18 protein-coding genes, 1 tRNA gene and 2 pseudogenes are annotated in these 19,580 nt (G+C 52.9%); 9 read left to right on the top strand and 12 right to left on the bottom strand.

Annotated elements, in window-relative coordinates; all coding sequences use genetic code 11:
- Nucleotide 1: 1 nt before the first annotated feature.
- Nucleotides 2-157, bottom strand: a complete 156-nt coding sequence (locus tag ACRZ9X_RS17655) for a hypothetical protein (RefSeq protein ID WP_480521235.1) — start codon at nt 155-157, stop codon at nt 2-4.
- Nucleotides 158-240: 83 nt separating this feature from the next.
- Here ACRZ9X_RS17655 and ACRZ9X_RS17650 point away from each other — a divergent pair.
- Nucleotides 241-315, top strand: a tRNA-Thr gene (locus ACRZ9X_RS17650).
- A 547-nt stretch (nt 316-862) separates the two neighbouring features.
- Here the strand turns inward: ACRZ9X_RS17650 and ACRZ9X_RS17645 are convergent.
- The 10 genes and pseudogenes from ACRZ9X_RS17645 to ACRZ9X_RS17600 form a co-directional block, all read right to left on the bottom strand.
- A pseudogene (locus tag ACRZ9X_RS17645) lies at nt 863-1,858 on the bottom strand (recombinase family protein); the annotation flags it as partial.
- Entirely contained in the window at nt 1,855-2,223 is a 369-nt protein-coding gene (locus tag ACRZ9X_RS17640; RefSeq protein WP_480521233.1) for a hypothetical protein, read from the bottom strand. The gene ACRZ9X_RS17640 and the pseudogene ACRZ9X_RS17645, both read right to left, overlap by 4 nt.
- Before the next feature lie 79 nt (nt 2,224-2,302).
- A complete protein-coding gene (locus ACRZ9X_RS17635) occupies nt 2,303-2,794 on the bottom strand; it encodes a hypothetical protein (protein WP_480521231.1) in 492 nt (163 codons plus the stop codon).
- On the bottom strand, nt 2,794-3,108 hold the full coding sequence (locus ACRZ9X_RS17630; RefSeq protein WP_480521229.1) for a hypothetical protein: 315 nt from the start codon (nt 3,106-3,108) through the stop codon (nt 2,794-2,796). The genes ACRZ9X_RS17635 and ACRZ9X_RS17630 overlap by 1 nt, the downstream gene beginning before the upstream one ends.
- A complete protein-coding gene (locus ACRZ9X_RS17625; RefSeq protein WP_480521228.1) occupies nt 3,108-3,365 on the bottom strand; it encodes a hypothetical protein in 258 nt (85 codons plus the stop codon). The genes ACRZ9X_RS17630 and ACRZ9X_RS17625 overlap by 1 nt, the downstream gene beginning before the upstream one ends.
- Nucleotides 3,362-4,750: a type IV secretory system conjugative DNA transfer family protein gene (locus ACRZ9X_RS17620; RefSeq protein ID WP_480521226.1), complete on the bottom strand. Its 1,389-nt coding sequence runs from the start codon at nt 4,748-4,750 to the stop codon at nt 3,362-3,364. Before ACRZ9X_RS17620 ends, ACRZ9X_RS17625 begins: the two co-directional genes overlap by 4 nt.
- Entirely contained in the window at nt 4,743-4,985 is a 243-nt protein-coding gene (locus ACRZ9X_RS17615; RefSeq protein WP_480521224.1) for a hypothetical protein, read from the bottom strand. The genes ACRZ9X_RS17620 and ACRZ9X_RS17615 overlap by 8 nt, the downstream gene beginning before the upstream one ends.
- 72 nt (nt 4,986-5,057) lie before the next feature.
- Entirely contained in the window at nt 5,058-5,747 is a 690-nt protein-coding gene (locus ACRZ9X_RS17610) for a hypothetical protein (protein WP_480521222.1), read from the bottom strand.
- On the bottom strand, nt 5,744-6,742 hold the full coding sequence (locus tag ACRZ9X_RS17605; RefSeq protein ID WP_480521220.1) for a hypothetical protein: 999 nt from the start codon (nt 6,740-6,742) through the stop codon (nt 5,744-5,746). Before ACRZ9X_RS17605 ends, ACRZ9X_RS17610 begins: the two co-directional genes overlap by 4 nt.
- Nucleotides 6,739-7,128, bottom strand: coding sequence for a hypothetical protein (locus ACRZ9X_RS17600; RefSeq protein ID WP_480521218.1), 390 nt, complete (start codon nt 7,126-7,128; stop codon nt 6,739-6,741). The genes ACRZ9X_RS17605 and ACRZ9X_RS17600 overlap by 4 nt, the downstream gene beginning before the upstream one ends.
- A gap of 201 nt (nt 7,129-7,329) precedes the next feature.
- On the opposite strand from ACRZ9X_RS17600, the gene ACRZ9X_RS17595 reads away from it, so the two are divergent.
- From ACRZ9X_RS17595 to ACRZ9X_RS17570, 6 genes and pseudogenes are all read left to right on the top strand, one after another.
- Entirely contained in the window at nt 7,330-8,364 is a 1,035-nt protein-coding gene (locus tag ACRZ9X_RS17595; protein ID WP_480521217.1) for a hypothetical protein, read from the top strand.
- Between the two features lie 2 nt (nt 8,365-8,366).
- Nucleotides 8,367-8,747, top strand: coding sequence for a hypothetical protein (locus ACRZ9X_RS17590; protein WP_480521215.1), 381 nt, complete (start codon nt 8,367-8,369; stop codon nt 8,745-8,747).
- 562 nt (nt 8,748-9,309) lie between these two features.
- Nucleotides 9,310-9,717: a very short patch repair endonuclease gene (locus ACRZ9X_RS17585; protein WP_480521213.1), complete on the top strand. Its 408-nt coding sequence runs from the start codon at nt 9,310-9,312 to the stop codon at nt 9,715-9,717.
- An 81-nt stretch (nt 9,718-9,798) separates the two neighbouring features.
- The gene (locus ACRZ9X_RS17580; RefSeq protein WP_480521211.1) at nt 9,799-11,130 is read left to right on the top strand and encodes a DNA cytosine methyltransferase; all 1,332 of its coding nucleotides are present in this window, start codon (nt 9,799-9,801) and stop codon (nt 11,128-11,130) included.
- Nucleotides 11,123-11,911, top strand: a complete 789-nt coding sequence (locus ACRZ9X_RS17575) for an endonuclease (protein WP_480521209.1) — start codon at nt 11,123-11,125, stop codon at nt 11,909-11,911. The genes ACRZ9X_RS17580 and ACRZ9X_RS17575 overlap by 8 nt, the downstream gene beginning before the upstream one ends.
- A 42-nt stretch (nt 11,912-11,953) precedes the next feature.
- A pseudogene (locus tag ACRZ9X_RS17570) lies at nt 11,954-14,934 on the top strand (TrlF family AAA-like ATPase).
- On the opposite strand, the gene ACRZ9X_RS17565 reads toward ACRZ9X_RS17570, so the two are convergent.
- A complete protein-coding gene (locus ACRZ9X_RS17565) occupies nt 14,927-17,836 on the bottom strand; it encodes a UvrD-helicase domain-containing protein (protein ID WP_480521207.1) in 2,910 nt (969 codons plus the stop codon). The pseudogene ACRZ9X_RS17570 and the gene ACRZ9X_RS17565 overlap by 8 nt on opposite strands.
- 498 nt (nt 17,837-18,334) lie before the next feature.
- On the opposite strand from ACRZ9X_RS17565, the gene ACRZ9X_RS17560 reads away from it, so the two are divergent.
- Both ACRZ9X_RS17560 and ACRZ9X_RS17555 read left to right on the top strand, forming a co-directional pair.
- Nucleotides 18,335-19,240, top strand: a complete 906-nt coding sequence (locus tag ACRZ9X_RS17560) for an ArdC family protein (protein ID WP_480521205.1) — start codon at nt 18,335-18,337, stop codon at nt 19,238-19,240.
- A gap of 32 nt (nt 19,241-19,272) precedes the next feature.
- Entirely contained in the window at nt 19,273-19,533 is a 261-nt protein-coding gene (locus tag ACRZ9X_RS17555; RefSeq protein ID WP_480521203.1) for a hypothetical protein, read from the top strand.
- Nucleotides 19,534-19,580 lie beyond the last annotated feature (47 nt).

The following is a 19,580-nucleotide window of genomic DNA, read 5'->3' as shown; positions in this document are numbered from 1 at the left end:
CTTATCCCTCGTCCTTGCCGGCCTTGTCATCCGAAGCCGCCCGCGCCTTGGCCTGCGCCTTGCGCCGCCCCATGTTCGCTTTCAGCGCTGCTTTCAAGCGGTCTTCGCGCGTTTCCCCGGAATTGCCGTGTTTTTTAGGTGAATTTTTCTCTGCCATTGCCTTTCTCTACAGGAGACACAAAAAACCGTCCAGACACCCTTGCGCCGCGTTTCGTTTGAGTCTAATCACCCGCCCACGATGCTGCTGTAGCTCAGAGGTAGAGCACTCCCTTGGTAAGGGAGAGGTCGAGAGTTCAATTCTCTCCAGCAGCACCATCTCGCTTTTTGATCCCGAAATCCCCCCTAAATACCTGAAAGGGAAGGAAAATTCGGGAGTTCCATACACACCATTTAGGCCGTACCTTAGTGGCTCTGCAAATGCCAATCTGAGTACAGTTTGGCGCATGGCGTAGTCACCATTTTTATAAATATTCCAAGGACTTGATAGGAACCGTAGTGAGAGTTCCATACACTCCTCCAGCCGTCCCTTGTCAGGCACGGCAGCATCGATCTTTTCTTGGAGTACCATTTTGTCGCGTTCGAGCCTATCGATACGCGCTTCATAGGCGCTCACGACGGATGCATTTCTTGCTTCGACAATTCGGTCGAGCAAGCCATCGATTTGCTTGTTGGTATCATCCAACTTTTTCTGCATCGCTTCCTTTTCGCCTAGGGCGATTGCAAAACGCATATCCCAGGCATCGCGTAACATGACCTTCGCCAGATCGAAGAGTTCTTTGGCTGGCTGCAAACCCTTTAGGATTTCAGCAAAACCTTCTTCTAGTTTCGCCTTGGGAACAGATTTGCTCTTAGCTTCGCAGCCACGGGTTTCGCATCGGTAGTACGCGTAATGACGGTACTTGCCTTTTGACCAAGCGGCGGTCATCGCGTTGCCGCAGCAATCACACGCAACAAAACCGCGCAGCGGGAAGTCTGCGTTGTGATCTTTACGAGCGGGATAGTGGCGTTTGCGACCTTCCAGAACGTCTTGAACCTTTTGGAAGGTCTCAAAACTAACGAGACCTTCATGTTGTCCTTTGCGGGTGCTCACGCCCCATTTGGGGGCCTCGACGTAACCGGCGTAAACAACCTTCTTAAGCAGACGATTGACCGTCATTGGTCGCAATGTGCCGTCCGGTTTGTCCTTTGGGAAATGTGGGCTGCGTTCCAAGAAACGCTGCACTTCGGCCTGAGAGCCAAAGTGACCTGATGCGTAACCTTCAAGCGCATCCGTTACAATCGGCGCAAGCACTGGATCGGGTTCGAGAACCTTGCCACCACCTGAAGGCGCTGACACGTAACGATATCCAACAGGCGCGCGGAAAACCCAAAAGCCGTTCTCGACGCGTGCCTTCATTTTCTGAACAACTTGGCGACGATTTTGCTCGCGTTCCAACTCACCTTGAGCTGCAATTACTGTTTCGATGAATTTGCCTTCAGGTGTATCCTCGATGCGGAAGTTCAAACATTCTATCGTTGCCCCTCGCACGGCAAATTCGCGGCGAAGCTTCAAATGAAATTCAGTATCGCGGGCGAAGCGCTTCAGGTCGTCAAAGATGACGACATATGGCTTGCCCTTTTGAGCGTCGAGAAAGCTAAGCAGAGCGACCATGCCAGGACGACGCATGAAGTCGCCGCCACCGCTGACATCATCAGGGAAAACAGCTTCGACAGCATAGCCTTTTTCATCGGCATATGCGCGGCAGCGCTGTTCCTGGCTTTCGAGCCCGCTACCTTCTAACCGTTGCTTGGTTGATGACACGCGGCAATAGACCAATGCCCGTGTTACTTCCGCGCTTTTTAGATACTCGTCTTTCATTCTAACTCCAAACTGCCTTCACGCTCATTGGCGCGGGCGTCCTCGTCATCTTGGGGGTGATCCAAGTTTAGCGCATCTGAATCTGCATCGGTGGACAGAGTGCTTGTCCCAGCATCTTTTCCACAGACTTCCTGAAGCGGATGCACACCGAACCCCAGCTCAACAAAACTCATCATGATGTTCCAAAGAGATTGAAGGAACTCAGCTTTCTGAACTTCGGTCAAATCGCTTTCATCAAGGAAGTGTTGATAGCGCTCCACATCCACCGATAGGGTTGGTTTTGTAGAGGAGTCGAACTCGAACTTAAGGCCGTCACGGCCTGTTTTATCATTCGGTTTTTCAACCATATTATCACCTAACTTCATTTTACCATAAACTCCTAAAAACGCCTAATTTCTGCGGGTTACAGCGTGACTTCCCGCATAAGTTGCGATTGATGTGTTTCTAGCGGCTCCATGATCGTTGACGCCGTTCGTGCCCAGATCGGCGGTCCACAGATTTTTGAAAATCCCGTTTCACTTCTTCGCGTTTGAAGGCCCGTTTCTCGCAGGTTTCGAGCATGGTGCGCAGAACTTCGGTTTCGTCACGATCAATCCGCGCTATGTCTTTTTTGTGGGCATCGATCACTTGAGCTTTCGCACGGCGATTAATGTCATTCTTGTCGAAGTTATCGGCACCAATGAACTTTGGTGTGAACTGGCGTTTCACGGAGCCTGCTTCATCGATCAGGCGCTTGCGGGTTTCTTGAAACCGCAAATTGCGATCAAGCTGAAATGCCCGTTCGGTGTAGCGGCGTTTGGCATCGTACTCCCCCGCAACCTTAGAATACGTTTTCCATTCCTTTTTGTTCATGACGCGTGCTAGTTGATGGCGCAGCTTATAAAGCTCACCCTTTGGATTGAAATGCGCACGAAGTTCATTGGATGACTCTGGCATCACAGTCTCCCTTGGTTTCGGGCCGAAATTTGTGGCCGGATCACATATTTTGCTATGCTGAATCCAATATGAAATTCAGCTTCATCAACGATATTGTGGATTGGCTTGAGCCAATGGATTACGAAACCTTCTGGGAAGAGATCAGACCTTTTTGCTTGATCATGCTGCCCCGTGAGAAATGCGACACCGACATTGCCAATGGTGATGTCGATGAAGAAACCGTTCTCCACGTCGTGAAGAATTTGGCCAGGGTGGAACTCGCTTCCATTCTGAAACTCGAATGGCGTGTCGATTGGCCCGAAGAGACAGTCCATTAGCGCGTCTCCTCATGGAAGAAACGCACCCAAGCGCAGTTGCCACCTGTCGCCGGAACATCGAATTCACCATAGGGTCCGATGAAGCGGCAGCGCACATAGATACGTGGCACGGATAGGCTCATACCATGACCGTTGTCCCGCCAAGTGTAGGACCAAATCACATGCGGCAATCCAAACGCATGGTAGGATAGCCACAACGCTGCCACGGGGCCGACCCACCACAGATAACTGGGTTTGAACAAACGCGGAGTCATTGTTCACCCTCTGGCACCATGTTGATTGTCACTTTCGGATCGGGCGCACGCTGCGATCCTTCCAGTGGGTTAGCCGCCAACTCCCCGTTGCAAAACGGAGCGATCTGGTGCTGCCCAACCTTGTGACAAAGTATCCAACCAACATCTTTGACATGGATAAGCTGTTCGTTCGGCTTCATACGAAGCAGACGTTCAGCCGGAATACGGCGATCTTTGCCGGTGCCGATGGTCGAAGTGAATTCAAGGTCTTTGCTGTTAAAGCCATAGCTTTGTTGCTGGACCAACGTCTCACCGATCGCGCGCGAAATCCGCTCACATTCTTCGAATGAGCTGAAACCAAAATACTGCTTCACGATCGCATTCTCTTCGATCGTTGCCGTCTCCTTATCAGAATAGGCACGCTGTATCTCTGAGCGCGACTGCGCGATGAAATGCAGGTTTCCGCCATAGCCCCGAATGACGGTCATGGCCGAAATTAGAGACTTGAGCGGCGCATTGGTGGCTTCGTCCAAGATGAACTCAACCGGCACACCACCACCCGCGAGCACAACATCTACGAACGATTGAAGGTGCAGCGCATAATGGGCACCAAGCCTCGCTATGTGCCGCTGCGGACCAACAATGAAGATAATATATCGTCCACGGATCAAATCCTCATGGGTCAGTTTGGCGTTGCGCCCAGCTGAATGAAGCGGACTTCCGGCGCTGTATATGCGCAAAGACTTCAAGGCAGCGGCGCGGTGTTGCCCCCAATGTTCTTTGTTGTTTTCTTCCATATCCAAAATGTGTGCGCCGAGCGCTTTGCGCGTTTCATCGCCTTCTTCGATGGCGATATGCGCCGCGCTCTTGAGCACATCAGGATTGGCCAGCATGGACCACACCATGCCCGGTGTGAGCATTTGTGGATCACCGGCAAGTAGCTCTCTCATGCAGAACTCTATCAGCGTGCGCGGCTCGTCTCGGAAATACTGGTTCTTTCCATCATTGGGCGGCTCTGGGATCAGAGCATGGTTGGCATTATCAATGGCAAAGACCAACTCGCCGTTCTCTTTTTCAAAAGCATCACGGACGCTTCCAAATGGCGACAAAGCGATGCGAAACGGGTTGTCTTCACCAGCCACGGCTGTCTCATCAAGAATGGCGACGTTACGACCATGTCGGTGGCACAGCTCTGCAGCTTGAATTGCAACTTCGCCGTCTTTGCAGTCGTTAAAAACGATTGCCCGGTTCTTGTCCGGCAGTAACGACAAGAGCCATGGCATCGCCCCGCACGTGGTCTTCCCACCACCTGCAGCCGACAGCAACAGGCTATGAGAGTGCTTCGGTGCGAAGATGGGCTTCCCATCTTCGCTGATGCCGAGCAGACGCTTGACTGGCTTAGTCATTGAGCATCCCCGCATTCTTTAGAGCATCGATACCTGCCAGATCGGAAGGTTCCGGCGCGCGGCTCGTTTGGGCGAGGCGTGCGATTTCTTTTTCGCGCGCATAGACTTTCAGCATCTCGCGAGCCGCAGTGATGATGTTTGCCAACGCGCAAAGACCCATCAAAACACTGAGCACACCAAAGCCCCACCACTCTGGGGTGGCTGGCCACATCGAGAATGCAGCGATGATTTGCATCGCCGCCTGAAACAAGCGCCCATTGATCACAAAGATGGAGCTTGTAGGTGTTCTAAATTCATTCATCGCAAGTCATCTAAAGTTGAAGAAGCTGCCAGAAACGACGACCGATGCAGCACCAGCAGAGGTCAAGAAATCTTCCCACTGGGGGATCAGGCGTTGCTCCAAGCCCGCAGCATCGACGTTGCTCTTCACTTGGCCCACGCCAATCATCTCAACATGACAGCCACTCAAGAATTCATCCGATGGGCTTGGTAGTTTGATCGCGCCACTCATCAAAGCGGGACCATCAATGGTCGCGCTCCATTCGACACCATCGGTGAACATGATCACGCGCGTATTACCGCGTGCGCAGACAGGCTCAATCGCCTGAAAGAACTCGATGATTGAAGTGGTGTTTTGCGGAACAAGATCACCACTTTGCACCAACTTCGGCAACGCACGGAAATAACCTGCAAATTGGCTGGACAGGGCCGCCGCGTTGGATGCGCGGCGCTCGCCAAGCGTTGCCTTGATATTGATGACACGGTTAGCAAGACCTGGCTCGCCAAAGGACAACATCCAAAGCCGGTGCGGATGATCAAGTCTTGCGATGTAGTCTTCGACATATTCGGCGGCTTCATCCGCATTGATCTGATCAAACAGATGACCAACCGAGCCGGAGATATCGACCGCCAACATCGTCGCTGTCACATCATCCGCATGTGCGGTTTGGCCAGCAAACAGGATACTGGTCGCAAGAAGCATTTTCTTGATAGTCATTTTTCATCTCCATTTTCGGGAAGGCCGGTCAGCACGCGCAGCACATTGTGAATGCGCATTTGGTCCATTTGATCGGCTAGGTGACGGCAGAAGCTTTCTTCATCCGAAAAGCGGTTCGGGATGCGATCCACCTCAGGATCATGGATCGCCACCGCCAGTGGATCGTTCATGCGCGCGGGATTAAATTTGCGGCGCGCAGCACCGAGTTGGCCCTGTAGCACTTTCCATGACGCATGATGTGCTTCGCGCGCGAACTTATGCTTGAGATCAAGCGGCATATTCCACCGCGCGGCATCGTCATCATTTTGAAGCGCGCGTAGTGCTTTGAGTTCTGGCTGGATGGCTTTGATCTTCGCTTTGATCTCTTTGCCCACCGCAGGGGTCTGGGTCAGCAAGTTGAAGGCTTGCAATGCGCGGCCAAGGCAGAACGAGGCAAAGTAGATCGTGATGATCATACCAAAGGACAGGCCAAGAAACAGCATGCCGTTCGGAATTGCCCCGATCCAGCTCGCAATGCCTGTCGCTTCAGGTTGATCCGAACCAATGTTTCGGCCACCAAGCGTCCCGGTTGGTCCCGAATTTACAATCGATACGGCTTCTTTTGCCGCTTGCCATGCGGAAAAGCCAACCATCAACGACAGCCCCAGCACAAAAAACAAGATACCGACCCCCGTCAGTTTCTTTAGCCACCATGCCGTGAAATGATCTGCTTCATAGTGAAGCTTCACATGCGTCGCCAAAATCACCGTTGGGACCATCAACGCAAAGGCTGCACCAGAGATGACTTTGCCAAGGACTTCGACGCTGATGATCGAGAACATCAACGTCGCGAACAAAGTCTCGCCTATGACAAGCGTCATAAATGCGGCGGCAAAGATAATACCAACCACCACCGCAACCCTGCGGCGGTGCTCGGCCATTATGGCTTCATGCTCAACACCGGACAGAACAACTTGAAACTTATCCTGGCCATCGGGCGCGCGTAATGCAGTCATGACTTATGGCCTTTCTTTTCGAGGAAACGATCCAGCTCCAGTCGGTGTTTGGCTGCAGCGCGCTCGATTAAGTCAGGCGCCAGGGCCTGCAACGCGGCAAACTCAGCAATCACGTTGGAGAAATGCTCACTCATCGCCCGGCGACGTGATGCAAACGGCGCATTCAGCTCGTCGCAATACAAGTTGTAGGCGTGAAGGATGACCTCATCGGATGGCGCGAGCGCGTTTTCCTTGAGCGAGAACGTTAATACGCTCTCCCATTCGGGAGTTCGATATTGGGTAGCGACGTGCACGTCTGGCTTCGCCTTTCGCACGCTCCGCATCTCTTCTTTCTGAGTGGTCGCGCTCTTCCTCCCGAAGAGCAGGTTAATGGCTCTCTTAAACAACTGTCTTCCTTTCGTCGCGTTCGACTCCACTACAGGCCGAAAAAATCGAGTTTCTGCCTCTGAATGACACAATGAGCGGCTCGCGGCGCGCTGCGTTATCGCTGAAAGCGCTGAGAAAGCGCTGAAGTACTGCCGATGATTGGGAAGCTGGCTTGACCGCCCGTTGCACTCATCCGAAACTGAGATCGCAGGGAGCTACTGATGAATGTTGTTGATATAAACTCAAAGGTGATCCGCACGCGGACGGACTACCCCGAGCCGTTTCGGTACCGTCTCTGGGTTGCCTTAGCCGACGATATGGATTTGCTTACGATGGGGTATCGCGCCTACCATACTCACATCTTTGAGAGCTTCCACGCGTGGCAAGTTGCGGGAACTGAGTTTGTTAACGCGAAGAACATACCGTTGAACTTGGATAATCTCAGCAAGGATGACCTGTTCGGTTTCCTTGGTAAGAAAGACCAAGTTCCATCTGGCCCGAAGAGAGTGATACACAGCGCGAAATTTGCTGTACTCGACGCGTTCTTTCAGGCGAAATATCCGAGGCTAGCGGCCTCATTTGACTCAGATACACCAACTGCCGAATTGATATCGATATTTCGGTCATTTTTATCGAAGAACACTGCGCCAACCGGATCGCCACAGGAGATGTATGAACTACATCGATCTATTGATGGAGCTTACATCCCAGTCAATAATATTTCTGTAGAAGGCTTGAACCGTGCGCGGAAATCTGGTGAGCCATACCTCCGAATAACCCCGGTATTTGTAGTTAATGCGAGGCCGAACTTTTGCTTTGTTCACAAGATCGAGTTTCCTTTTCACTTTAACTATCTTAGGCCAGATACATCAGATCGCGAAACGCTCGAAAAAGTAAGCCGTTGGATGGGGCACCACGCTCCAAAGGAAACGCTGATTTACAGCGGCATTGGGGTACCAATTGCGACGGAAAGGGAATTTGGTGATCCGTCTCTAGCGTGCATATTGCGCGACAGAACATTTGCGCGGCCCTGTTTGACAACTTTGGGGATACGCCGCTTCGACGAAGGTGGCATTGATGAAACTGCTTGGGTAACTGATGGCGCGATAGAGAAATCTGGAGAGGATTACTGGCGAAACTATTTCTTTTGCAAAGACGCTAATCACTATGCTAAATTAAAGAATAGCGTCAGCTATAGTGCTGATTTTATTAACGATATCTTTGAAATGAAGATGACATTGGGTGCGGAGGTCTAACCATGATCACCAAGCCAAAAACTGTTGTAATGAGTGAATACGGAACTACTACTGGTGGGAATGCGGGAGATATTGTTGCCTGCGCCAGCAAGAACGACTTCAAAGGAGTCGATGACATTCTTGCGACTGACCCAGGGCAGATAAATGCGCAGCGAGAAGGTAGTGGCACGACCGCATTAATGGCCGCCTCAAGCAGAGGTCTGGAAGTGATGGTTGGACACCTGCTGTCCAAGCCAGGGATCGACGTTTCGATAGCTGATGACTTCGGCAAAGATGCTCTGATGTATGGGCGACCTTTTCCTGCGGTTGTCCATCGAATTATGGAGTATCGAAACCCTGGCATGACCCGAAGATGGGCAGAGCCTGACATCAAGCCAGTTTAAGGTAAAGCAAAAGGCGAGCAAAAAACGACGCGGAAGAACTGTATGAGCTTGCCGGTCGATATCACGCCTTACAAGTGCTTTAAAACCGAGGCCGCAAGATGTGTTTTGTAGTACAAAACCATCTTGGCAAGGGGGCCGCTGCGCGCCCCCGTTGCATCCCCCAGGCCGTGACTCTTCAAGGGTGTTGAACCCGTTTCAGAGCCAATAGATCGTATCGCCGATCAACCACTCGCGGAAGACTTCGCTCTCCCTGCACCCATCGATCAAAGGGCGTTCCTGCCCTTGTGAAATCCTGACCAACCCTACGCGGATTGGATGCCGCCATCTTACCGAAGATGGATCACTCTCGGAGGCCTTTCGCCGCCCCCAAACCCAGCTCGTCGGACTTGGAGAATTGCCTCTCCACCGACACCGAACCATGCACAATCGAACGCGCGATTGATGAGCGTCATTTCATGAAGACGATTTCATCGAGACCAACTTGAGGCCAGTTGGATCGCCCCTGGACCCGACCGTTCCGGCACGCCTTCCACTTGATACCCCTTCTGTCTAGCTTACGGCCATGGACACCCGCACACCAGATCAGCGTCGCCGCATCATGCAAGCGGTGAAGACCAGAAACACCGCTCCCGAACTCATAGTGCGGCAGCTCCTTCACGCCATGGGCTACCGCTTCCGACTACACCGCAAAGACCTGCCTGGCCGCCCGGACATCGTACTACCAAAGCATCGCAAGGTCGTTTTCGTTCACGGCTGTTTCTGGCATGCACACGGTTGTTCCAAGGGCCGACCCCCGAAGTCCCGTCTCAACTACTGGCTGCCCAAGCTTCAAGCAAATGTTAACCGTGATCGGGCCAAGATCGCTGAGCTGCAGCAGCTTGGATGGAGCGTTTTTGTCGTCTGGCAATGCGAGACTAAGGACATAGACATCCTGCGCCTTCGCCTACAAGCCTTTGTGGATGAAGCCTAGAAAGCGATCGACATCCTGTGTTAGTCAAGGTATAATTCTTGGACGACTCACACCATCCAAAAAACAAGAGGCAAGGCATTTATGAGACCAGTTGGAATCGATCTATTCGCAGGAGCAGGAGGGCTTAGTCTCGGCTTCGAGCAAGCTGGCTTCGATGTTGCTGCCGCTGTAGAGATCGATCCCGTCCATTGCGCCGTCCACAAATACAACTTCCCCGAAACCGCGATCATCCCGCACTCTGTTGATGGGCTCAGCGCAGCTCAAATCCGCAAGAAAGCGGGTATCGGCAACGCCCCCGTAGATTGCGTCTTTGGTGGCGCGCCTTGCCAGGGTTTTTCCTTGATTGGTCACCGCGTTCTCGATGACCCAAGGAATAAACTCGTTCTGGAATTTGTTCGCATCGTTGCTGAACTTCGCGCGCGGTTCTTTGTATTCGAGAATGTCAAAGGATTGACGGTCGGCAAGCACAAGGCATTTCTCAAAGAGCTAGTCGAAGCTTTCGATCAAGCAGGCTATGATGTTCTTATCCCTTGGAAAGTACTGAACGCGGGCAACTTCGGCACGCCTCAGAACCGCGAGCGGTTATTCCTACTTGGCTGCCGCAAGGGAGAAACACTGCCTGAATACCCTGAGCCGATGACCAACCTCTCAGGGCGTGCCAAGCCAATCGACGGGCTGCACGACGGACCAAGCTGCAGTGATGCGCTAGGCGACCTACCCGATGCCGACAGATTTGGAACATTGATTGCGTCAGATACGGTGAAGACGACTAGCTTCTCTGCTCCTTCAGCCTACGCAGCCGAACTTCGCTGCATGGCGAATGAAGCTTGGCACTTTGGATATGTTCGGGATTGGAACCCGTCCCTTCTAACTTCAAGTGCCCGCACAGAACACACAGAAATCTCGCGGCGGCGATTTTCTGAGACAGAGCCAGGCACGGTTGAACCCATTAGCCGTTTTTTCAAGCTTTCCCCAAACGGCGTATCGAATACCTTGCGTGCGGGAACAGACGGCGCGCGTGGCGCATTTACCAGCCCGCGACCAATCCACTATCGCTACAATCGCTGCATCACAGTTCGTGAAATGGCGAGACTGCACGGGTTTCCTGATTGGTTCCGGTTCAATGTCACCAAATGGCATGGCGGGCGGCAGATCGGGAATGCCGTGCCACCGCCACTTGCGCGTGCGGTCGCCGCACAGGTCATAGCGGCTCTTGGTATTAAACCAAAACAGCCATCGCGCGTGCTTTCTCTCGGTGACGACGCATTGCTCTCACTCGACCTATCCGGCGCGGCGGCGCACTTCGAGGTCAAGCCGCTTCCTAGTCGTCGCGATCAGAAAAGCGGAGCAAAGAAGCGTAGGCAAGTCGATATTGAGCGCGAACGGCTCGCGGGGCAGGAAGCATATGGCTAAGTCCCCGAATCGTTATGGAGCCCTAATAGAAAGGATATTTGCTGATCGATACGCAGCAGGCGCAACAGAGCTTGAGTTTGCGCGCACCGATATTGAAGACGCTGCCCAAGAACTTGGGATTAAGCTTCCAAAAAACCTCGGAGACGTACTTTACTCCTTCCGATTTCGCGTTGCGCTTCCTGCCAGCATTCTCGCAACTCAAACGGAAGGCATGGAATGGGTGATAGAACTCGCTGGGCGTGCCAATTACAGGTTTCGCCTCGTCAAGATAAACCGCATCCTACCGCGCGAAGACTTGGCGCGGATCGATATTCCCGACGCAACACCCGAGATCATACGCGCATATGCACTCGACGATGAACAGGCACTTCTTGCCATCGTCCGATACAACCGGTTGATCGACACGTTTCTGAGCCTCACGACCTACAGCCTCCAGAACCACCTGCGGACAACTGTGAAAGGCATCGGTCAGATCGAAATCGATGAGCTTTATGTCGGGATCGACAAGCGCGGGTGTCACTACGTAATACCGGTACAAGCCAAGGGCGGTAAGGATCAGATAGGGATCGTACAGACTTCGCAAGATATTCGTTTCGTGCAGGAGAAGTTCCCCGACATGCGCTGTCGTGCCATCGCAGCGCAATTCATGGACGATGACATTGTCGCGCTCTTTGAGCTAACGCTTCAGGACGATGAAATCAAAGTGGTTGACGAAAAGCATTACCGCCTGGTTCCCGCACGCAAGCTCGATCAGGTAGCGATCCGAAATTATCGGGACTAATCGCAATGCCTGAGGTTTCATTTAGGGCCGCGAGGATGACAAATGATTGAAGCAGGGAGTTCATCACAAGGTTCGCTGTGGCGACGTTGGGATCTTCATCTCCACTCGCCCGGCACGAAGTTGTCTAACGGTTACGGCGACGCCGACGACGCCAATCTCAGAGCATATGTCGAGCAGCTTGAAGCATCCGACGTACAGGTCTTCGGAATAACCGACTACTTTTCCTTCGATAGCTACTTTGCCGTTAAAAACGCGTATGAAGCGGCGTACCCCAAGGGCAACAAACTCTTCATCCCGAATATCGAGTTCCGTCTAACCGAAACGGTCAGCAAGGACGCGCGCCACATCCATACCCACGTACTGATCGATCCGGACGTCGCAACAGAAGCGAAACTAAAGACATTGCTGAGCGATCTGCTAACGCACATAACAAAAAACGAACGGCGAATTCGGTGCGGTGAGTTGTCCTCAAAGTCCGACTTCGAGCAAGCCACAGTTAGTATAACCGACTTGCGTAAAGCGCTTGATGGAGTCTTTCCTGACCGGGTAGCATATTTGATCGCGACGGCCGCCAACAATGACGGCCTAAAAGGCGTCGATACGAAATCTCCAAGAAGTATCTCGATCTCGGATGAGCTTGATAAGGCAAGTGATGCCTTCTTCGGATCATCCAAGAACACCGAATATTTCTTAAAGACAGACCGTTATGAGGATGGCTCACCGTCTGGGAAAAAGCCCGTATTCTCAGGGACTGACGCTCACTCCTTCGACGATCTTGCGCGATTGTCTGGTGATGAGGCTGGCTATGAAGCGACCTGGATTAAGGCCGACCTGACTTTTCGCGGACTGCGGCAAACCCTCTTCGAGCCAAAGGGACGTGTTCATATTGGCGAGCAACCGACAGTGCTGCAACGGCAGGATCAAGACGCGACACGGTTCATCTCCGAACTACGGATCGACCAGATTGCGGGGTATACAGGTGTTAACGGGTCCTGGTTCAAGGATGTTGTTATTCCCTTCAACCCCGAGCTAACCGCTATTATCGGAAACAAAGGCAGTGGCAAGAGTGCGGTTGCTGACATCATTGGTTTACTCGGAGAGTCGCATCAGTCCGAGCACTTTTCCTTTCTGACCGACAGGGCACAGAACCGAAAATTCCGCCAAAAAGGTTATGCAGAGAACTTCGTCGCCACGCTGGCTTGGGCAAGCGGTGCGAAGCCCGAGAAGCGACTCGATCAGGACGTTGATCCGCAAAAACCTGAAGTCGTGAAATACCTTCCGCAGAACTATTTCGAGAGTTTGACGAACGAGATCGAAGTTAAGGCGTTTAGAGAAGAGATCGAAGAGGTCGTATTTTCGCACGTCGAAGAATCGGACCGTATGGGAAAGTCACGTTCTCGGAGCTCGAAGAGCTAAAAACAGCCCAAAGCAAGAGCGATATCAGTGCGTTAAAGGTGCAGCTGCGCGAACTGAATATCGAAATTGTCGAACTTGAAGAACAGGCAGACAGCAAGACGAAGACCGCGCTCAAAGAACAGCTCAAACAAAAGCGAGAAGAGTACCGCGTTCTAGAAGCCTCCAAACCGGCAGAGGTTGCAAAGCCCGAAGGTGAAACCGAAGAACAGAAGACAATTGCCGAACAGATTGGAAAAATCAGGCAGGACCAGTCCGAGTTAGAGGGCCGGGAAAAGGAAGCCGTCGAGCGGCTGTCATCGCTCAAGAGCGATCTTGTTGGTCTGGGCGACATAAAGGAATCGATCACAGCGCTTGATTCCCATGTCAAGAACGCCAAGGAGGAACTTCGAACTAGCTGCACGCGCTTCGGGCTGGATGTCGATGCTATTATCTCCCACCGTATCGATACGACGACAATTGACGCCAAGATCATTGAAGTATCGGCCGCGATCAAAACGCTCGAAGCAGGCAGCGAACCAGCTATCACGGACGCAACAGAGCTTTCAAACCTCGTCAGCGTTCCTGATCTTCGTCGTGCGCACCAATTGCTATCCGAGAAATTGAAGGCGTTGCAGGAAACACTATCCGCGCCCCAGCGCCGCTATCAGCGATATGTGCAAGCAATGTCCGATTTGGCGGCGAAGATGACGGCAGTGTTGGGAGAAGATGAGAACCCCAAACCTGGGACAATTAAAGATATAGAAAAACGCATCCATTACATCGAGAATGATCTGTCTGCGAAGCTAGAAAGCAAACGTGCCGAACGCGACCAGATTGCCCGCTCAATATTTGAAGCGAAGAAGAAAGTCCGTGAGTTCTACGAAGGGCTGAAATCGAGCGTTGAAGATAGACTGGAAACTGTAAGGTCGGACGAGTTTGAGGTGACAATTGATGCCTCCTTCGTTCCCTCGCACGAGTTCCCCGAGCAGTTTTTTGGTCTGGTAAATCAGGCTTCAAGTGGTCCGTTTCGCGGAACTGCACAAGGCGAAGCAGCCCTTGAATCTCGCGTCACCGAAACGGATTGGAACAATTTCGAAAGCGTTCTGGCGTTCGCTAAGGGAGTGCTCGAGGCCATTCGCACAGAGGACGTGAGCAAGCAGGTCAAGGATGTTAAGCGCCTTTATGACTTGTTGTTCTCGTTAGAATATTTTGATGCGCGCTATGAACTCAGGTTGGGTGGTAAGAACCTGAACCAACTATCGCCAGGCGAAAAGGGACTTCTGCTTCTTGTTTTTTATCTCCATCTCGACAAAGAGAAGACGCCGCTCATCATCGACCAACCTGAGGACAATCTTGACAATGACAGCATATTTAGCGTCCTTGCGACATGTATCAGGCAGGCCAAGAAGAGCCGCCAGGTTATTCTCGTGACCCACAACCCGAACCTTGCGGTTGGCGCGGACGCTGAGCAAATTCTCTATGTCGCGTTGGATAAGGCGGCAGGCTACAAGTTCTCTTATGAGTCGGGTTCAATCGAAAATCCGCGAATTAATGGCGTGATCGTCAAAATTCTCGAGGGTTCGAAACCTGCATTTGTACAACGGCGCTTAAAGTATCAGATTAGGTAACTTTGTTCTTTCCGTCACACGCTGGGAACCTCACGCAGCTCAGGAACTTTCCGTACTTCCCCCGGCGTTCGACGAGCCAGCCGTCATCGCATTTGGGGCAACTTGAAAACGTTGCGCAGCAGCTGCAAATCAGTTGGTTGGCATTGGCAGGGTCCTTGTTTGGCAGGTCCTGGCCGCACACGCTGCACGGGCTTAGTGTCTCACCGCAAAGGCGTCCATGCTCGCAAGTGTAGAAGGTGCGTCCCTTTTTGGTGGTCTTTGCCAACATACGACCACCGCATTCTCCACAGCGATGTTCCGCAATTCCTGATGTGCCGAGTTGTGTGACTTCGTAAGCAGCGTCTGCGATTAACTCGCGTACGAATACCGATGGCTTCTCGCGGTCGGCAAGGATCGTGACGCTGTGACGGGCGCGGGTGAGCGCCACGTAGAACAGCCTTCGCTCCTCGGCGTGCTCGAAGTTTTCCGGCTTGGGCAAGACCATGTCGAGGAGCGGATCGTCGACAATCTCGGAGGGGAAGCCCATCCTGTCACTCTCCGCGCGGAGGATGATCACATGGTCAGCCTCCAAGCCCTTGGAGGCATGCACCGTCATGAAGCGGATCGATAGGTTTGCGTGATTTCGGTTCAGCGCGGCGAGGCTCTTGGGTTTCAGGAAGTGATAGCGGCCGAGCAGAAGAACGCTGGTTTCCTTTGTGGCCGCTTGTGACAACTCGTCGAGGGTTTCATTGAGCGCTGCGTCATGCTGACGGCGTTCATAGTGCCTAACCTGGATGGCAGGCTGATCAGACTGTGATGCGGTGACAACCTTCTTGTCGATTTGGGACGGGTTTTGAAGAACGAAGCGGCGGGCAGGCAGCGCGATCTTATCGACGCTGCGAAAGGTGCGTCCGAGATCAACCGTTCGGTGAACGTCCTTCTTGTCGGCAAACGAGCCACCAAACTCTTCGCCAAAATCACGCATCAGATGGATGTCGGAGCCGGTGAAGCGATAGATGGACTGCCAGTCATCACCGACAGCGAATAGGCGCGCATCGTCATGCTGCGCTTTGAGTGCTTTCAAGAGCCGCGCCCGGCCTTCGGAAATGTCCTGAAACTCATCCACCAAGAGGTGGCGATATGGGCTCTTGTAGCGACCTGCTTCGACGTGTTCCGCAGCGCGCACGATCATGTCTTCGAAGTCTATGCGCTCTTCGAGGCGTTTTTCGTAGGCTTCGATCAGTGGCTCGAACAGCTTCAGAAACGCTTTGCTGCGCGGTGTATCTGAAGATGACTCACTGCGTTTCTGGCACTGTTCGATCGACGTGCCTGAGCTCTTATAGTGCCGTAGGAAGGTCGCGAGGGTCTGGGTGAAGGCATCGACCTGACCCAACTCTGACAAGGTGTCGAATACTTGGTCTTGAGAAACTGGTTTCAGGGTTACGTAAGGTGCGATCTTCTCGGCGAGCGCTTCGGTCAATCGTCCTTCGACTTGTTCGTAGCTAAATGTCTCGATCAGGACGGTGTCATTGTCTTTGTGAACTTTTCGCTTCCAGGCCATTCCTTCGAGATAGCGTTCGCGATCCACATGGGGGGCGGTGACAAGGCGTACTGTGCTGACCGTATCTTTAGCTTTTCTCACACCGAAATGCTCGATGTAGACGCCGCTTTCGGTGAGGCGAAAGTCAGGTGTATAAGCCCGCCGATCATTGTCTGGAAGCTTGTGCTCGTAGGTGGGCTCGTACTCGTAGGCAATGCCATTCAGGAAGAGCCAGTTGGCGATCTGCAACTCTTCGAAGCTTTTAACGCGCTCGCCGCCCATGGTGCGCAGGTCATGGGATTCAACGTACTGGTAGTATTCGTTCTTGCTCTTGAAATCCCATTCGCTCTTGAACGGCCAATAAAACTCAGAAAACCACTTTAGCAGCAGGGACTGCATGCCACGCAAACGTCCGACATCATTGATGAGAATGTCGCGCAGCAGGGCGCGAAACTGGGCATCGTCACTCGCGTGAGCCGCCAGAGCGGGCGCACCACCTTCGACCTCACCAATGATTTCATAGCCGAGGGCATGGAACGTGAGAGCATCGACGCTTGCCCCGGAACGTTCTTTGATGCGCGCCGCCATCTCTTCGGCGGCCTCTTTGCCAAACGCCATGAGCAAGATTTCATTTGGCTCACGTATTTTACGTTCAAACAGATACACAGCCTTCGCCACGATTACGCTGGTCTTTCCTGATCCTGCGCCTGCCAGAACCAAGGTGGCATCTTCATCCGCCACAACCGCGAGACGTTGTTCCGGTGTCAGCGGATTGGACTCGATGGTATCGAAGAAGCCCTTCATCTCTTCAAGTTCGGTCTCGACAAATCGGTCAATCGCGCCACCGCGCGCTTGGCTCGGATTGCTCGCGAAGCCCCGCACATTCTCCAACAGACGTTGGGTCTCTTCTGACAGTGCTCCTTCCGGAATGCCTTCAGGCAGTCTCTGCAGAAGCGCAGACGTTCGCTTCAGAAAAGGTTCGAGCAAGCACGCGGAAGGGTAACGCCTCGGGTCATCAAGTCGCGTAACAGCCTTAACCAAAGACTGAAGCTCATTGTCAGACTCGTTTATGATAGCTGAGTAGTACTGACGGATGGCCGATTGTGCCGACATAACGAGCTGAGATACGTCATTGCTGTTAAGACCGACCAGCTTGATCTCCGAACCTGTTTTGAGCGGAAAGGATGCGGCCTTGAAACCAAGTGCTTTGGTCTTCTTGGGTGATCCGGCAAGCTCAGAGAAAGCGACACGTCTTCCGCCCTTACCGAAGAAAGTGAAACCGCCGTCGGTTTGTTCAACGCCCCAGTACCCATGCCCGAGCGGGCGCAAAAACAGCCCCAGAATCTGGCTACGTCTTACAGGAGTTGCAGACGGCATACTCATCAACTATCGAGATGCACTTCGATTGAGTGAGCAAACGTTCCAGCAATGTGCATGACGGGAAAGAACTGTAGTTTCAAACATTTTCTGGGAAAGCCTTTCATTTGCCTCGATGATACTGAGATTGCGTTAATTTGCAATGTTTACAGAGTGTTATTTGGATGCCCACCTGGCGCACCCTTACTGGTCGGGCTGTCGTAAACCGAGCCTGTAGTCTCGGCCATACGGCTTCCATCCCTTGCGCATGAATTGATGTCAGCCCTGGCGGGCTGAACTTCTTTTTACTGATTGGGGTCTGCGACCCCGTCCTCCGTCAAGACCAAGCCCTTCGTTTCATCTTCGGGCGCATCCAGCGGCTTCCCCGTCCTTCCGCACATTCGTTTGTGCAGGACGGGTGATCCCCCTCCGCTGGCTGCGGTCTGGACGGTCTCCCCCCGCTCATTGGCGCGGGCCTAGTCCGGTTGCATGCGTAACCGACTAACCAAAGGGAAGGAAAAGCCAATGAAACAAGATATCTATCAAAAAGTGACCGACAAAATCATTGCCGATCTGGAGCAAGGCGAGCTGACTTGGCTCAAGCCTTGGTCAGCAAGAAACCTTGGGGGGCGGATTGTCAAACCGCTACGCCATAACGGGATGGCCTATAGCGGCATCAACATTCTGATGCTGTGGGGCGCGGCGATGGAGGCAGGATTTCTGTCGCCGTACTGGATGACCTTCAAACAGGCCAAGGAGCTTGGCGCGCACATCAAGAAAGGCGAGCGCGGCAATCAGGTGGTCTATGCCAACAGCATCACCAAGACCGAACAGCAGATTGATGGTAGCGAAGAAGAGCGCACCATTGCTTTCATGAAAGCTTATACGGTTTTCAACGTCGAACAAATCGAAGGCTTGCCCGAGCACTACTACGTCAAACCCGAGCCCGTGATTGATGGCGCGCAGCGCATCGACCATGCGGAAGAATTCTTTACGGCAAGTGGCGCAGATGTCCGTCACGGTGGAAACCGTGCCTATTATTCAGGTGGCAGTGACCATGTGCAAATGCCGCCCTTTGAATGCTTCAACAGCCCAGAGAGCTACTATGCGACCCTCGCGCATGAACTCACCCACTGGACGAAGCACCCCAAACGCCTTGACCGCGAATTCGGACGCAAGAAATGGGGTGATGAAGGCTATGCCCGAGAGGAACTTGTTGCCGAACTTGGCGCAGCGTTCTTGTGTGCTGACCTTGGTCTGACGCCCGAAGCTGGCACCGACCATGCGGCCTATATTCAAAGCTGGCTCAAAGTCCTGAAGAGCGACAAGCGCGCGATTTTCGCGGCAGCGACGCATGCACAAAGAGCAGCTGACTTCCTGCACGGCTTCCACGTCTCAACAGAAACCAAAGAGGAAGGAGTCGCCGCGTAAGCGGCGGCTCCCCGCAAGGAGGAGGAAAAGACATGGAAAAACACACCATCACATGGCGGCACGTCGAAATCGAAATTACCTACACCCCCGAAAAATGGAGTGTGGTCGATCACATCGAAGTGCACACCAAAGGCAAGGCGACGCTGCCCGTCACCGAGACAGGCTATCGCTCACACTATGTCGATGTCGGCGCGGTCGCGCACTATGGCGGCGTAGTCGCCTTTGTCACCGCGTGGCTTGACCATGAGGCCGAGTGCACAGGCTGGAGCAATGATCAGATGACTTTGTTCTGAGAGGAAAAATTTCGGCTGGCCATTCAGTCAGCCGAAGAAGCTCATCC

Source organism: Ruegeria sp. AL1 (assembly GCF_056540905.1).
This window is presented reverse-complemented; position numbering and strand designations above follow the sequence as displayed.

Bases quoted from the DNA above. Each gene is read 5' to 3' on its own strand.
- ACRZ9X_RS17635 (WP_480521231.1), bottom strand. From the start codon at position 2,794: ATGCCAGAGTCATCCAATGAACTTCGTGCGCATTTCAATCCAAAGGGT.
- ACRZ9X_RS17640 (WP_480521233.1), bottom strand. From the start codon at position 2,223: ATGAAGTTAGGTGATAATATGGTTGAAAAACCGAATGATAAAACAGGC.
- ACRZ9X_RS17565 (WP_480521207.1), bottom strand. From the start codon at position 17,836: ATGAGTATGCCGTCTGCAACTCCTGTAAGACGTAGCCAGATTCTGGGG.
- ACRZ9X_RS17555 (WP_480521203.1), top strand. From the start codon at position 19,273: ATGGAAAAACACACCATCACATGGCGGCACGTCGAAATCGAAATTACC.
- ACRZ9X_RS17585 (WP_480521213.1), top strand. From the start codon at position 9,310: ATGGACACCCGCACACCAGATCAGCGTCGCCGCATCATGCAAGCGGTG.
- ACRZ9X_RS17595 (WP_480521217.1), top strand. From the start codon at position 7,330: ATGAATGTTGTTGATATAAACTCAAAGGTGATCCGCACGCGGACGGAC.
- ACRZ9X_RS17605 (WP_480521220.1), bottom strand. From the start codon at position 6,742: ATGACTGCATTACGCGCGCCCGATGGCCAGGATAAGTTTCAAGTTGTT.
- ACRZ9X_RS17580 (WP_480521211.1), top strand. From the start codon at position 9,799: ATGAGACCAGTTGGAATCGATCTATTCGCAGGAGCAGGAGGGCTTAGT.
- ACRZ9X_RS17610 (WP_480521222.1), bottom strand. From the start codon at position 5,747: ATGACTATCAAGAAAATGCTTCTTGCGACCAGTATCCTGTTTGCTGGC.
- ACRZ9X_RS17620 (WP_480521226.1), bottom strand. From the start codon at position 4,750: ATGACTAAGCCAGTCAAGCGTCTGCTCGGCATCAGCGAAGATGGGAAG.
- ACRZ9X_RS17655 (WP_480521235.1), bottom strand. From the start codon at position 157: ATGGCAGAGAAAAATTCACCTAAAAAACACGGCAATTCCGGGGAAACG.
- ACRZ9X_RS17590 (WP_480521215.1), top strand. From the start codon at position 8,367: ATGATCACCAAGCCAAAAACTGTTGTAATGAGTGAATACGGAACTACT.
- ACRZ9X_RS17615 (WP_480521224.1), bottom strand. From the start codon at position 4,985: ATGCAAATCATCGCTGCATTCTCGATGTGGCCAGCCACCCCAGAGTGG.
- ACRZ9X_RS17625 (WP_480521228.1), bottom strand. From the start codon at position 3,365: ATGACTCCGCGTTTGTTCAAACCCAGTTATCTGTGGTGGGTCGGCCCC.
- ACRZ9X_RS17560 (WP_480521205.1), top strand. From the start codon at position 18,335: ATGAAACAAGATATCTATCAAAAAGTGACCGACAAAATCATTGCCGAT.
- ACRZ9X_RS17630 (WP_480521229.1), bottom strand. From the start codon at position 3,108: ATGGACTGTCTCTTCGGGCCAATCGACACGCCATTCGAGTTTCAGAAT.
- ACRZ9X_RS17575 (WP_480521209.1), top strand. From the start codon at position 11,123: ATGGCTAAGTCCCCGAATCGTTATGGAGCCCTAATAGAAAGGATATTT.